The sequence below is a fragment of the Flavobacterium sp. LS1P28 genome, assembly GCF_003970335.1.
In the GTDB taxonomy this organism is placed as follows: Bacteria; Bacteroidota; Bacteroidia; order Flavobacteriales; family Flavobacteriaceae; genus Flavobacterium.
Genome location: NZ_RYDI01000026.1, coordinates 1 through 14,079 on the forward strand (window position 1 = coordinate 1; position 14,079 = coordinate 14,079).

Sequence of the window (14,079 nt, forward strand, 5' to 3'; positions counted from 1 at the left end):
TTTTGTCAATCCTTTTAAAAGGAGCGAAATTAGGAAACTAATAATAGCTCCAATTACCGCTAAGATAATCGTTTTTATAATATCTTCAGAAAGGATATTAGGCACAATACTCAGCAAAGTTCCTGATGCAGTTCCAATTTGCAAGGTGTTATTTGATTCCATCTCGCGGTAAATATTGATTGTCTTTTTTCAACCGATTGATGATGGCCTGCTCTCGGTTCGCTGTATCATCAACCGTGATTTGGCTGATTATTGAAATGACTCCTCCTGCGAGGGCTGCATATCCGGCAATACTGACAACGGCTACAGGTAAAACGACCGGAGCTGCAATGATACTGCCACTGATGGTCAATAAAGCCAATCCAATACTTCTCAAAACCCGGAAAAACTTCGGGGTAGGTGCTTTTGCACGTTCAACTATATTCATAATTTATTTATTTGTTTTTAAGCCTTATCATCCTGAGCGGAGTCGAAGGATTAGATTGGATTTTTATTTTTACTTCTTCATTATTGGCCAAAGCCGCATTAACTATAGCTTTCAGCTTTTCTAACGCTTTTCGGGAAAAACTTCCTTTCCCTATTCCTGTGTGCAGTGTTACAGTTGCGATACAACCCAATAATTCCGTTTTAGCATCATTGGCGGGATGGATTAATATCAAATCTCTCCCCGGAACATTTTTCAAATGCAAGTGCCATTGGAACTTGGGACTAAATCGCTTCTGTAAGATATATTCTCCCTCGGGAATGCAAGAAATACGCTTTCGGTTTCCCAACCAGGGCAATTCGATGGTATAACAAACTATTGTGCCGTTCCATTCTAAAACCCCTTGCGTTCCCTCGGGAAAATAAGTCCTTGTCAACACCAGGACCATCCTACAATCCGCTCACCTGAACCAATGCCAATGGATTATAGGAACCATTTTTCAACGGATACATTCTACCATTTACCTCTTGAAAGAATTCAAGGCCTAAAGCCAAAAACAATGGTTTTGTGCTGCCCGGAGTAACCGGATTGACATGATTGATAGCAACAGTTTGATTCGAATCCCAAGGTAGAATATCCGTTTCCGAAGTAGCAACGACAAAGGTTTCTGCTTCAAAATCAATTTCCGCACCTGCTGATATGATTTTGAAATGAGTAGTTCCACTAGCAGCCGCAATCATGTTCGCAGGAACAAACGGCAACAAATCAACCATAATATCACCCGTAGCACGGTCAATTGTCCCCACAAAAGGAGCAAATAAAGCAGTGCCCAGCTTTCCTCTAATGTTAAATTCGAAACCGGCAAGTAATTCTGCCTCACCATCAATTACATTTCGCAATCCACGCTCACTTACCATGTCCGCCTGAATGACTTTAATCATAGATTGAGTCAATCGGCTTACCATTCTGCTATCAGCAGAATTAATGAGCAAAGTTCGCATTGCAGTTCGTAACGTTTTACCCGCCTTTCCAGCTCTTCCAAATTCGGCTCCATTCTCACGCGTTCTCTGGAACGCAGGATCGCTCGCAATTCTGCTTGCATCAATGCCGCCTTTTTCACGTGCTAAATGCCCATCTTTGGTTTTGTAAAAAGTAATATCCCCGATAGTACCCTTCAACTTAATTATGCCTTTTTGCCTTGCCATAATTTCTAAAATTTTAAATTAATAATTGTTTCAAATTCCCTCAATCATCATCCTGTTGCAACATCTTTCGATTGATTTCTAAACAAATTTTAAGCTATTAAGTGAGATAAAAAAGAGGTTCCTATTCCATATGTCACTTTCTGACACAAATGGCAGAAAATGATCCAAATATCCATTCACAACCACCATTGACAGGAGTAAATTTCCGCTTCTAAACCAAAGGAATTATTTACTATTTTTATGGAGTGCCAGAAGTTGAACCACAAAGGTATCAAGTTAGGCAAAGCCCAATCAAAGCTATAGATAGAGTATGAGATCCAAAAACAAGAGACTATGTATCTACCCTAAGGACATACAACGCATAACCGGAAAGAGTTATCGCCAAAGCATTAGACTACTTCAAAAAATGAGAATTAAGTTAAACAAACTAGAGGATGAGTTTGTATCTATTGAGGAATTTTGCCAATTTACGAGTCTGAAAATTGAACAAGTTGAACCTTTGATAATCGGATAGAAATTATAATTAAGCTATTCAAAATTTAATCTTTAGCAGTTCAATAAAAATAGCGAACTAGTTCGTGTTTTGACAAATTGCAACCCATTCTTAGAAGTGTTTTTTGTATATTTACAGTCAATAACACAGCTGAAAAACTGTCAAAATTTGAAGTGGCACTTGAATGAAAAAACAGATATAAAATATTATATATCAACCACATAGCAAAATAGAACTTTCCCTCTTTCTCTACAGAATTGAAGCCATAACATCTATTAATCAGTGAGTTAGTTTTTTGTTTTTTGTTTTACTTCTAGCCTACATTTAGATTACATAATTATTATAGAACTGCAGAAAGCAATCAATAATACCAATAAACCCATATTAGTTGATATTAGCCTCTAAATTCAAAAAAAGACAACGGAGAAACATTATATAAAACGTTGCTGTAAGACATCGTAAAATCTTCTTTTAGTCTCTTTTTGCTACAGCACTAATTTTAAATAGAATTAAAGATCATTTAAGAAAAATCGAGTACCATTTTTGATTTTTCCCTATAATTTGACGGGGGACTTTCTACCATAGTACATCACTGCTTTTATATCTCTCATATTTTTATTTGTCTACTTAAAAAGCAAATTTTAGGGCGAGAAACTACTTGTACCAGCTTAAGATTGTTGTAAAACTGCCTACTAGCTATTTAAAAAGGTCTAGTGTAAGGGCTTTCTTAGCTGAGATTATAACAACGCAAGAGTAAGTACTATTTTTATTAAGGAGTAGGCTTTCAAGATGTCTGTGATTGGTAAAATAAGATCTCTCAAATCAGTACCACCCCGTTTATAGTATATTATATGATTCCAAATTTATATTTAAGGCGGGGTTTTATATTGGCGGGAATCAGTTTGTCCAATTGCCTCTTGTCACTTCCTTGCAGACAGATACGCTGCAACCATGTAAAATACAATGCACCTATATAGGATCAAATCTTGGTCCCAAGCGTGCAAAACGACAATCATACCAATTTGGAATTCTTTCTTTCTGCAAAAACTACAAAGTAGCCCAAGCTGACTCAAAAAGGATATCACAGACTGCTAATTATATAATATTAAAAATAATTGTATAACATTCTCTATGTAGAGTTTTGTAAATTTACAAATATGGTAAAGAACCATTGTTTACAGCAAGTAAAAAAATTTAACGACCGCTTACTTGAAGTAAAGTAGAGTTGTAAAACATTCTAAATTTACGTAACTCAAATGAGTATAACCATAAAAGAAAAAAAATGAAAACTAAAATGCAATTAGAACAAAGCATCATAAAGATAACTAATACAATTAACCAAGAATATCCAGAGCTATCAAAATTTATTATTGAAATGCCCGAGAACAATTCGGAGAGTGAGGAAGTAACTATCAAAAGCCTTGAAGAGTATTATAATTCTTTAAAAGATCTTCTGGATAAATATGCAAAAACACATAGTGAAACGGAGATCAAAGAAATTGCTAAAACACTTGAATACGCAGACTTACAAATCTACCCGCCTTCTGAAGATATTTATCAACAATTAAAGGAAGAAAAGGATTTGAATCCAGAAGATATTACAAAAAAGAAAACACCAAACGAAAAGGACTTTAAATATGTGAAAACGGGTGCTGATTTAGATGTTCCAGGTTCAGAGCTAGACGACCAACAAGAAAATGTGGGAAGCGAAGACGAAGAAAACAATTATTACAGTACCGGCGGAGACAACCATAATGATTTAGACGAAAACAAAGAATAATATATAAAACAATTATGAAAATTCAGTTCACCACAGACAAAACAATTTTTGATGACGAAAATCAAGAAGACTATATACCTACCTAAAAATGACAACAAAGGATTTATCAAAGAGCTGTTTGTAAAATACTAGATTATCCTCACGGTTTTGATTGAACACATTAAATTGTTTGTAAATCAGTTTCCTCATTTAGTTAATAGTAGTTTTATAAAAGTATTTATATATAAAAAACGAAAAAATGACTGCTTTTTAAATTTGTAGGTAAAAGAATAATAACTGAATGAATCACAACGATGAAACAATTAAAGCAATATAAAATGGAACAAAGTATAAACAGTTTATTAGGCTACACCATTAAAGGAACTGATGGTGAAATTGGAAAAGTAGAAGAGTTCTTTTTTGATGATCAGACCTCAACCATACGGTATGTGGTGGTAAAAACGGGAGGATGGTTTTCCGAAAAAAAAGTTTTGATTTCGCCTGAAGCATTTCAAAAACTGGATTGCGAATCAAAAAAACTATCTGTAAATCTTACGCAGGAAAAAATAAAAAACAGTCCCGATATTGAAACAGACAAACCTGTTTCAGAACAACAGGAAGAGTTGATTCGTGGATACTACTCTTGGCCAGGCTATTACGGAAACGGAATGTATGGACACATGGGGCTAGGCATGTGGGGATATCCGTTAGTTGAAGTAAGAGAAACAGAAAAGGAAATGATACAAAGAAAAACGGAAAAGCAAGCTAATGAAAACCCGCATCTACGCAGCACACAGGAAGTTACAGGATATGATATTCATACGACGGACGGAAACATAGGCAAAGTAGAAGATTTTATAATTGACGATGTAAGCTGGAAAATCCATTTTCTTATTGTGGAAACCGGCAACTGGTTTTCGGGGAAAAAAGTGATTATTTCTCCACGTTGGATTAAAGATGTAAAATGGCAGGAGCAGATAGTTACTATTAATCACTCAAAGGAAGAAGTAAAAAACAGTCCCGAATATGATTCGTCGCAATCGATAAATGATTCATATGAGCATTCACTCAATGACTATTACGAAAAATAAAATAATAATTATGGAAATTTTACAACAAGCAGAAGTATTTGAAAAAGCCAAAATGAGTCATATGTCTAATAGTGATAGAGTGACAGCTTCAAGAGAAGCAAAACGACTTGTATTAGCAATCAACAAAATTTATAAGAAGACAAAAGAAGCAACCTTGATGGATATAATGAAGCGGTTAACCATTAAGAAAAAAAGAATAGATATTCGATTGAAAGGAAGACCTAATTCTTGAGTATACTTATACTATTAACCCCTAATAAACAAACGCCATGGGAAATCATATTGTAAAAATAATTTCAGTGGAACCAGTAACGCATGATGTAAAGCGATTTACAATCCAAAAGCCAGAAGGTTTCAAATTCATACCTGGACAGGCAACAGAAGTGTCCGTAAATACTCCTACTCTTAAACATGAAAAGCGACCTTTTACTTTTACAAGTTTAAATGATAATAGGCACCTTGAATTTACAATCAAAATTTATGATAACCACAACGGAGTTACAAAAGAATTAGGAAAATTAAAGCTCGGTGACGAACTTATCATCCGTGATGTTTGGGGCGCAATTGAATATAAAGGCGAAGGAGTATTCATTGCTGGTGGTGCAGGTGTTACACCATTCATTGCAATTCTGCGGCAGTTACAGGCGGATGACAAAATTGCAAACAACAAACTAATTTTTACCAATAAAACCGAAAAAGATATAATTCTAAAAAAAGAATTTAATGAAATGCTCGGCAAGAATTTCATCAACACGCTCACTGATGAAAAAAAAGAGGGGTACGAAAATGGTAGGATTGATTATACTTTTCTAAAAGAAAAAATAGACAACTTTAAACAGCATTTCTATGTTTGTGGTCCACCACAATTTGTAACGGCCATTTCAGAAGCACTCACACAATTAGGAGCGAAAACTGATACAGTAGTTTTTGAGAAATAATCGGTGAGATTTGTTAAAACTGCTTTAACGATTTGATTGCTTTTTTCTCGAATTTAGAATTATAAAAAAAATCTTTTAAATTTATATTGTGCATGATACAAACGCATCCGATAGCAATAAATTATGAAAAGAAACATAAAAACGATAATAACTAAAAACATATTTCGTCTCCCACTGGATATTCCGGGGCAAACTGAACACCCTATTCCGGTTCAAATTGGACAGTTTTGATGATGATTTTTAGTCCTACTTTGTGATCAAATCAAAAAGATAATTAATAGCCTAATCAAAGCCATAGATAGAGTATGTGAACAAATAACAAGAGATTGTGTATCTACCCGAAAGACATACAACGCATAACAGGAAAGAGTTATCGTCAAAGCATAATACTACTGCAAAAAATGATAATTAAGTCAAACAAACTAGAAGATGAGTTTGTGTCTATTGAAGAATTTTGCTAATTTATGAGCCTAAAAATTAAACAAGTTGAATCTTTAATAATTGGATCGAATTTATGTTTTAGGCGACTAAATTTTGAACCGTTTCCAGTTCAATAATAGTACTCAACTAGTTCAAACTTTAAACAATGAAAGACCTTTTTTACTTTGATAAACCTTTAATTATCACTATCTTTACAGCGATAAGATTACATGATTTTTTACCTATAAATCGTAGGAGTAAAATCGAGACCCTTGTTTTAAAATAGTTTGCGAGACATCGTAAACACTGACATAAGGAGAGAGAGACAAATCCCTCTTTCTCCGCCAGTAGAAATACAAAACGAAGCAAACCCCTCTAAATCTTATGATTTAGGGGGGTTTTTTCATTTGCGGTAAATCAAATTATTCATTAAATCTCAAAACTTAGGTGTCTTTTGAGGTGTCACTGAAAATCTATTTTTTTAAGTGACACCTATCTCAAAAGTTACCAGTTCAACATTTGTCCAAATACCTTTTCACTATTTGAACATCTTGTTTGGAAGTATTACAAAGTTTAAATTTAATAATAACTAAAAGGTCACCAACCATGAACACAGCCGTATCCGTTCTCTTTTATATAAAGCGATCAAAAGTCAATAATGATGGTATCTGCCCTATTTACGTTCGTGTCACAGTACAATCTAAACGATTTGAATTTAGCAGCAACAAATTTGTTAATCCTGAGAAATGGTCAAATGAAGGATCTAAAGTTAAGGGAAACAATGAAGAGACTCGTTCAATAAACAGTCACCTTGAATATTTAAAATCTAAAGTTTTAGAAGCTGAAAAAAAATTATACAAAAAGGATATCATTATATCTTCTGAAAATCTAAAGAATGAAATTTTTGATCTCCAAGATAACCAAAGAATGCTTATCCCCATTTTCAATGATCACAACAACAAAATCAAAGAATTGGTTGGTAAAGAATATGCACCAGGAACATTAGAGCGCTACAACACTTCTTTGAAGCATACGGTAGAGTTTCTGGAATGGAAATACAAAGTATCAGATATAGACATTAACAAAATAGATCATGCGTTTATTACCGAATATGAATTCTACTTGAGAAGCGTTCGTAATTGCGCCAATAACACTGCCGTAAAATACATCAAGAACTTCAACAAAATAATCAAGATTTGCATAGCTAACCATTGGATAGAAAGAAATCCGTTTGCCAACTACAAGTCAAAAGTCAAAGAAGTAGAAAGAGTCTATCTATCTGAAGACGAAATCCAAAATATACTCAACAAAGATTTCAAAACAGAACGATTATCGCTAGTGCGCGATATCTTCCTTTTCAGCTGTTTTACAGGCTTAGCCTACATTGATGTCAAAAACCTAACAAAGTCGCATATAAGCCTCGGAATCGACGGAGAGAAATGGATATTCACCCACCGTCAGAAAACCGAATCGGCTTCAAAAATTCCAATTCTTCCAATAACACAAATGATTATTGATAAATATGAGCACCATCCGGAATGCAATAATCAAAACAAACTACTTCCTATTTTGAGCAATCAAAAAATGAATGCCTATTTAAAAGAGATAGCCGGCGTTTGTGAAATTGAAAAAGAATTAACCTTCCATATTGCTCGTCATACTTTTGCGACGACTGTAACACTCACAAATGGTGTTCCTATAGAAAGTGTGAGTAAAATGTTAGGACATAAAAATATAAGAACCACACAGCACTATGCTAAAATATTAGATAAAAAAGTGAGCGAGGACATGATGATTTTAAGAAACAAATTCAATCTCGCAAAAAGTCCCACAAATGAAATAGTGAAAGTAAACTCCAATTAAACATCTGTAACTATTTGTGCAATATATTGATAGAGAACTGACGGATGAAGTTATTGAAGTTGATAAAGGAAGTGCGAAAAGCAAATTAAAATTAAGAAAAATATAATACTATGACAGAGAAAATAAAAGAACCTTTGAGTTTATCAGCAATCTATTTGAGTTTAGAGCAGACACGATAGCTGTACTTTATAAAATAAGATGGCAAATCGAATTATTATTCAAATTTATTGCGTGCTGATAGTAAATCTTTTGATAGAAGTTTTAAAGAAAAGTTTGAAGAGACAATGGTCTTTCTCTAATTTAGTTAGTTTTTGCAGAATTCATTTGTTCAACTATATTCATCTGACTAAATTTTTAGAAAGTCCCAAAAAACGACTGGGAATTAGACATAGAAAACGATGGACAATTAGGACTATTTGATCATTATTTGGCGAATGGATAATTTGATAAATGAAACTAAAAAAAATATTTTTCAATTTATTGAATTCTCAACATAGTGAAGAAAAACAAGCCAAGCCAAAACCTCGTTAAGTGCCTAAATATATAGAAAAAATGAACTTCCGAATTTTTTTATCGGACAACAATGATATTTTATTTAAAATATGATTTATATTTATTTAAAAATGAATAATCTAAACAAAAAATTAAATCAATTAAAGTGAGTAAAATGTTTTTCATTCTTGAAAACTAAACACAATAAAGTAGGCAATACAATCAAAAGTAAAGGCATTGCAATAATAAATCCTCCAATCACAGCAATCGCAAGTGGCTGATGCAATTCTGAACCCGTTCCAATTCCTATTGCTAGTGGAAATAAGGCTATGATTGCTCCAAGCGCGGTCATTAATTTAGGGCGCAAACGAGTGGAAATGGAATAAATTATTGATTCATTTACATTCCGGGTCAATTTAAAAGTTTCTCTGAATTGTAAAAAAGTAAAAATAGCATTCTCACTTATTATTCCTACGATCATAATAATTCCTGTGTAACTCCCCACGTTTAATGGCGTTCCTGTTATAAAAAGCAAAATATAACTTCCTGCAATTCCCAAAACAGAAATTATTAAAATTACCAATGCTACTCTAAAATCTCTAAATAGAAATAAAATAACACCAAAAACTAATAAAGATGAAGCGATTAATATCATTAATAACTCCTTGAAAGATTGCTGTTGCTCTTTATAAGCACCTGCGTATTCAATATAATAGCCACTTGGTAAATGAATATTGTTTTTAACTTGTGTTTGAATATCCTTCATCACACTCCCTAAATCTCTATTATCCAATCTTCCAGTTACAACACTTATCATTTGGAGATTTTCACGTTCTATTTCAGCTACTCCTTTTTGAGCTGAAATAGCAACTAAACTCGAAATAGGAATCGATTGACCATTTGGTAAAAATAACTGCAATTTTTTGATATCTTCTAAACTTCTTTTTTCTGAATTTTTATAGATTAATCGAATGGGAATTATGCGTTCATTGTCTAATAAATTTCCAATAACATTCCCTTCAAGCGCAGTTTGTAACTGAAATTGCAAGTCGGCTGGAGTGATTCCATATTGTGCTAACTGACTATAATTGGGCACAATATTTATGGATGGTCCGGCCAAAATAATACCATCAAATACATCAGCTGTACCTTTTACTTTTTCGACTATTACATTTACTTTTTTGGCTATTTTTTGTAATTCTGCTTGATTACTGCCAAATATCTTCACTTCAATTGGTGAAACAGAGCTCATTAAATCGCCCAACATATCCCCAATTACCTGACCAAAATCAATGCGCAAAGCGGGTTGAGTCGCTTCAACTTTTTGTCTAATTTCATCAATAATAGCATTGCTAGTTTTACTTCTGTCCTTTTTTAATTGAATCAAATAATCCCCGCGATTGGGTTCCGTTATAAAAAATCCCATTTGTGTTCCTGTGCGGCGACTGTACGCTTCTACTTCAGGAATTTTTATAATTATTTTTTCCACTTCTTTGAGCATTCTATCAGTCTCTTCAAGTGAAGTTCCTGGCGGGCTTTCATAATCCAAAATGATACTCCCTTCATCCATTTCCGGTAAAAAACCGGTTTCTAAATTGGGAAGAATAATAAAAATAGAAAGCACCAGTACAATACAAAATGAAATACTAATTATGGGCTTTCCAATAAAATAAGCTACCCAAGTCTGAGTTTTTACGTCATGGATTTCAATTGCTTTTTTCGTTTCCGAATAATTTTCTTTTTTAGAAAGTAATAAATAAACTACCGGAAGTAACAGCCAAGTCACAAAAAAGGAACAGACTAAAGTGATTATCATCGTATCCGTTAACACTTTAAAATACGAACCCGCAACACCGCTCATTAAAACAAAAGGAATAAAAATCACAATTGTACTTATGGAGGAACCTACCATTGCAGGGAATAAATAGTGAATCGCTTTTTGCAAAAGCGAAACAGTAGGCTCATCAGGATGTTCTTCGTGCGTTCTGTGAATTTGTTCTACAACTACAATCGCATCGTCAATAATTAATCCTAAAGCGGCTGCAATAGCCCCTAAAGTCATAATATTGAATGTTTGTCCGGTTAAATACAAAACAATTAGTGTGAGTCCTAAAGTAACGGGAATAACAATCAAAATAGTGGCACTGGCTTTCACCGATTTCAAAAATAAAACAGCAACAATTATGGACAACAAAAGTCCTATTAACAAACTATCCGTTACACTTTTTACAGCATCATTTACAAAACTGGCCTGCTCATAAAATGGCGTTATTATTATGTTTTTAGGAAGGATTTTTTTTAATGATTCCAGTTTATCATGCATCGCCTCTGATAGCGTAATCAAATTTGAATTGGGTTGCTTGAGAACTGCTATAAGAATACTTTCTTTACCATTGGCATTAACTTTTATGTATTCTTTAGCTTCCCTAATTTCCACCAAAGCAATATCTTTTAAGGTTACAATTCCTTTTCCGTTATTACGAATAACCAGATTTTCCAGTTCCTCCTTTTTATCAACCTGAGCATCTGTAATCGTGAGATATAAATAGCGATAATCCGATAAATACCCATTGGATTTAATAAAATTAGTTTGACTTAATACTTGTGTGATAGCATCAGGTGTAATTCCTAATGCTGTCATTTTAGTAAAATCAAGTGACAACCAATATTCTTTTTCTTTTCCGCCAATAATCCTAATCTCAGAAACACCATCAATTTGAGAAAGGAATGGTTTTATGGTATAATTGGCTATTTTTTTGAGTTCAATAGCGGAGAGTCCTTTTCCTTCTATAGCATATCCAATTACCGGAAGAATCGAAGGATTCATTTTCTCGATTGAAATTTGTGTATCAGGCGGAAGATTATTTTTTATTTGATTGATTTGCTGCTCTATTCTGGTTTTGCTCAAATCGATATCCGATTTCCAATCCATGAATGCCGAAATCTCACAACTTCCTCTACTCGTTGTACTTCTGACCGTTTTTAAATCCTGCACTTTTTTAATCGCATTTTCCAAAGGTTTCGTTACCGTAATCATCATTTTATCGATAGGCTGTTGGCCAGCATCAGCGATAATTTTTATTTTTGGAAAAGTAATCTCTGGAAACAAACTGATTTGCATTTTAGAATAAGCAAAAAAGCCTCCCAGAATAATTAGAAAGATTATGGTACTCAGTCCGTTTTTATGTTTGACAAAAAAGTTGTTCATTTCAATCCGCTTTTATCACTTTTACCTTAATCGTATCTGCAACACCATAATTTCCTGAAAGTAAAATTTTATCTTCAGGAGTTAAAATTGGCGACAGAATCTCTACTTTATCTTGAGTTTCTACTCCTTTTTTAATTGGGATTTTTATGGCTGTATTGTTATTAATCATTTTCATAATCCAAAAATCCGTTTCCGTTTCATTACTTAAAACAGCTGCTTTTGGCAACGAAACAGTTTTTGAATTTGAACTTTTATTAATTCTGACTTTTACTATTAAATTCTCTGGAATATCATGTTTGCCAATTACTTTTAGAATCACACTTTGCGTTTGCGAAGTGGCATCGACAGTGGGCATGTATTTTTGAACTTTCGCTTTTACCAAAGAACTGTCGGGTAATATTACCGTTAGTTCTTCACTGATTGAAACATATTTTTTGAACTCATAAGGCAAACTCAAAACGATAGCAAAACTATTGGTATCATTAATCGTCACTAAAGCATCCCCATCCTGAACATAATCACCTTGTTGCACATTTACTGAAGTTACAAAGCCATTTGTATTGGCTCTAACTTTTATGGCTCCGCCAAAGTTTAAACTGGGGTCAATTTTATTAATCGTATTCCCTAACACTTTTGCCTCACGGGTTTTTATTGAAAATAATACCGCCCCGTTAGAAACATAATCATTGGAAGCCACATTAACTGAATTTAAATACCCCGTAGCATTTGCTTTTATAACATTTTTGACTAAATAAGCGGCTGTAGCATTCAAATCAATATAGCTTTCAACTGAATTGGTATCAATGCTCGTTAAAGTCACAGGCACACTCGCGTCAATTGCTTTTTCTGATTCGTTGCTATTTTTACAGGAAATAAAAAAAAGCGCTATCAGGATAAAAAATAGAATTGGTTTCTTCATAGAATTAGTCATTAAAACTCCAATAATTAATTTCATTTATGATTTGGAGTTTGGTGCTGATATTTTGGGAAATGGCATTTCTGATTGTTATAAAATTGCCAACAGCAATACTATATTCTGTAATTTGTGCATCTCCGGTAAGCAATAATTTTTTATTCGCTTCAATTAATGCCTCAGCAATAAGAAGCTGCAATTGCAACTGATTTTCTACAGCTGCTGATTGTTTCAGTTTCAAATTTAACATCAATAATTGTTGTTTGTATTGTTTATTGAAATTGTTTTTATAGGCTAAATTAGTAGCTAATGCTACATCATTTTTTTGATGCTGCAAAGTACGTTGGTTTCCATCATAAATAGGAATTGACAGTCCTAAACCCAAACTAAATCCAAAATTTTTATAAGCCTGGTAGGCAAAACTAGAATTATAACCGGCATCACCTAATAGAGATAAAGACGGTTTATAATTGTAATCAATAAATTTATTTTGATTTTGAAGTTTGAGACTATCTACTTCAAATTGCTTCAAAAAAACTATTTTATCCGAAGGTTGAATACTTTTCAAGATGATTTCAGGCTTTTTTAAATAGACAAAAGTAGTATCGGTTTCTCCAGAAAGGTAATTCAACAAAGCCAAATCATTTTGATATTGTTGTTTTAATTGTAACAATACTAAATCTTGTTGCTTTACAGTTGCGATAAAAATTAAATAATCTGTTTGTTTGTAAATGGCATTTTGGGTTAATTTTTTCAGGATGCTTATTTCCTGTTTTAAAAGAGTTGCAATTTTCTGGTTGAAACCAATTTGTTCTGAACTTGCCGAAGCCGAAATGTATTGCGTAACAATGGTTTTATTTAAATCTTTTAAAGTAATTTTTTGATTCAAAACCAAAGCTTCTTTTATTAATTGAAAAGAAGCTGATTGCGAATTGATTCTGTTTTTTCCAATTATTTTTTGGTTAACACCTATTAAACCCGCAACAGATTGCCCGTTACTTAAAGCCAAATCATAACCAAAACCATTAATTATAGGAGCATAATTAGCATTAAGATTTCCGGTAACTTGTGGTCTATAAACTGATCGATTCAATAAACTATCCAGTGTCGCGGATTTTATTTGGTTGCTGTAATCTTTAAGTAAAGGAGAATTATTTTGTGCTTTAGTAATAAAGTAATTCAAATCTTTTTCTTGCGAAAAAGATTTAAAACATATAAAAATTAATAGTAAAAGCTTCCATTTCATTGGATAAATTTAGATAAAAAGAATGAC

General features: G+C 33.2%; 12 protein-coding genes. 6 read left to right on the forward strand and 6 right to left on the reverse strand.

Annotated elements, in window-relative coordinates; translation table 11 throughout:
- Window positions 1–148: 148 nt before the first annotated feature.
- From EKL97_RS14460 to EKL97_RS14470, 3 genes are read right to left on the reverse strand one after another with little or no spacing between them, the layout of a single operon-like run.
- Complete coding sequence (locus tag EKL97_RS14460; protein ID WP_126569175.1) at window positions 149–427, reverse strand: hypothetical protein; 279 nt, start codon at window positions 425–427, stop codon at window positions 149–151.
- Between the two features lie 7 nt (window positions 428–434).
- Window positions 435–872, reverse strand: coding sequence for a DUF5675 family protein (locus EKL97_RS14465; RefSeq protein WP_126569176.1), 438 nt, complete (start codon window positions 870–872; stop codon window positions 435–437).
- A 1-nt stretch (window position 873) separates the two neighbouring features.
- Window positions 874–1,629 carry a hypothetical protein gene (locus tag EKL97_RS14470; RefSeq protein ID WP_126569177.1) on the reverse strand — a complete coding sequence of 252 codons (756 nt, stop codon included), beginning with the start codon at window positions 1,627–1,629 and terminating at the stop codon, window positions 874–876.
- A gap of 1,775 nt (window positions 1,630–3,404) precedes the next feature.
- On the opposite strand from EKL97_RS14470, the gene EKL97_RS14480 reads away from it, so the two are divergent.
- The 6 genes from EKL97_RS14480 to EKL97_RS15935 all read left to right on the forward strand — a co-directional run bounded on the left by EKL97_RS14480 (window position 3,405) and on the right by EKL97_RS15935 (window position 8,431).
- On the forward strand, window positions 3,405–3,902 hold the full coding sequence (locus EKL97_RS14480; RefSeq protein ID WP_233584107.1) for a hypothetical protein: 498 nt from the start codon (window positions 3,405–3,407) through the stop codon (window positions 3,900–3,902).
- Window positions 3,903–4,219: 317 nt separating this feature from the next.
- Window positions 4,220–4,972: a PRC-barrel domain-containing protein gene (locus EKL97_RS14485; RefSeq protein WP_158614939.1), complete on the forward strand. Its 753-nt coding sequence runs from the start codon at window positions 4,220–4,222 to the stop codon at window positions 4,970–4,972.
- Between the two features lie 10 nt (window positions 4,973–4,982).
- Window positions 4,983–5,204, forward strand: coding sequence for a hypothetical protein (locus EKL97_RS14490; RefSeq protein WP_126455375.1), 222 nt, complete (start codon window positions 4,983–4,985; stop codon window positions 5,202–5,204).
- Window positions 5,205–5,241: 37 nt separating this feature from the next.
- A complete protein-coding gene (locus EKL97_RS14495; RefSeq protein WP_126569179.1) occupies window positions 5,242–5,910 on the forward strand; it encodes an FAD-binding oxidoreductase in 669 nt (222 codons plus the stop codon).
- 1,026 nt (window positions 5,911–6,936) lie between these two features.
- Entirely contained in the window at window positions 6,937–8,193 is a 1,257-nt protein-coding gene (locus EKL97_RS14500; RefSeq protein ID WP_126569180.1) for a site-specific integrase, read from the forward strand.
- Window positions 8,194–8,335: 142 nt separating this feature from the next.
- On the forward strand, window positions 8,336–8,431 hold the full coding sequence (locus EKL97_RS15935; protein WP_233588605.1) for a transposase: 96 nt from the start codon (window positions 8,336–8,338) through the stop codon (window positions 8,429–8,431).
- Between the two features lie 411 nt (window positions 8,432–8,842).
- On the opposite strand, the gene EKL97_RS14510 is transcribed toward EKL97_RS15935, so the two are convergent.
- Genes EKL97_RS14510 through EKL97_RS14520 form a run of 3 tightly spaced genes read right to left on the reverse strand, consistent with a single transcriptional unit; the run spans window position 8,843 to window position 14,052 of the window.
- Entirely contained in the window at window positions 8,843–11,893 is a 3,051-nt protein-coding gene (locus EKL97_RS14510) for an efflux RND transporter permease subunit (protein ID WP_126569181.1), read from the reverse strand.
- A 1-nt stretch (window position 11,894) separates the two neighbouring features.
- Window positions 11,895–12,848 (reverse strand): efflux RND transporter periplasmic adaptor subunit, encoded by a 954-nt coding sequence (locus EKL97_RS14515; RefSeq protein WP_126569182.1) that lies wholly within the window; start codon window positions 12,846–12,848, stop codon window positions 11,895–11,897.
- Entirely contained in the window at window positions 12,817–14,052 is a 1,236-nt protein-coding gene (locus tag EKL97_RS14520; protein ID WP_126569183.1) for a TolC family protein, read from the reverse strand. Before EKL97_RS14520 ends, EKL97_RS14515 begins: the two co-directional genes overlap by 32 nt.
- Between the last annotated feature and the right edge of the window lie 27 nt (window positions 14,053–14,079).

Bases quoted from the DNA above. Each gene is read 5' to 3' on its own strand.
- EKL97_RS14460 (WP_126569175.1), bottom strand. From the start codon at position 427: ATGAATATAGTTGAACGTGCAAAAGCACCTACCCCGAAGTTTTTCCGG.
- EKL97_RS14465 (WP_126569176.1), bottom strand. From the start codon at position 872: ATGGTCCTGGTGTTGACAAGGACTTATTTTCCCGAGGGAACGCAAGGG.
- EKL97_RS14470 (WP_126569177.1), bottom strand. From the start codon at position 1,629: ATGGCAAGGCAAAAAGGCATAATTAAGTTGAAGGGTACTATCGGGGAT.
- EKL97_RS14480 (WP_233584107.1), top strand. From the start codon at position 3,405: ATGAAAACTAAAATGCAATTAGAACAAAGCATCATAAAGATAACTAAT.
- EKL97_RS14485 (WP_158614939.1), top strand. From the start codon at position 4,220: ATGGAACAAAGTATAAACAGTTTATTAGGCTACACCATTAAAGGAACT.
- EKL97_RS14490 (WP_126455375.1), top strand. From the start codon at position 4,983: ATGGAAATTTTACAACAAGCAGAAGTATTTGAAAAAGCCAAAATGAGT.
- EKL97_RS14495 (WP_126569179.1), top strand. From the start codon at position 5,242: ATGGGAAATCATATTGTAAAAATAATTTCAGTGGAACCAGTAACGCAT.
- EKL97_RS14500 (WP_126569180.1), top strand. From the start codon at position 6,937: ATGAACACAGCCGTATCCGTTCTCTTTTATATAAAGCGATCAAAAGTC.
- EKL97_RS14510 (WP_126569181.1), bottom strand. From the start codon at position 11,893: ATGAACAACTTTTTTGTCAAACATAAAAACGGACTGAGTACCATAATC.
- EKL97_RS14515 (WP_126569182.1), bottom strand. From the start codon at position 12,848: ATGAAATTAATTATTGGAGTTTTAATGACTAATTCTATGAAGAAACCA.
- EKL97_RS14520 (WP_126569183.1), bottom strand. From the start codon at position 14,052: ATGAAATGGAAGCTTTTACTATTAATTTTTATATGTTTTAAATCTTTT.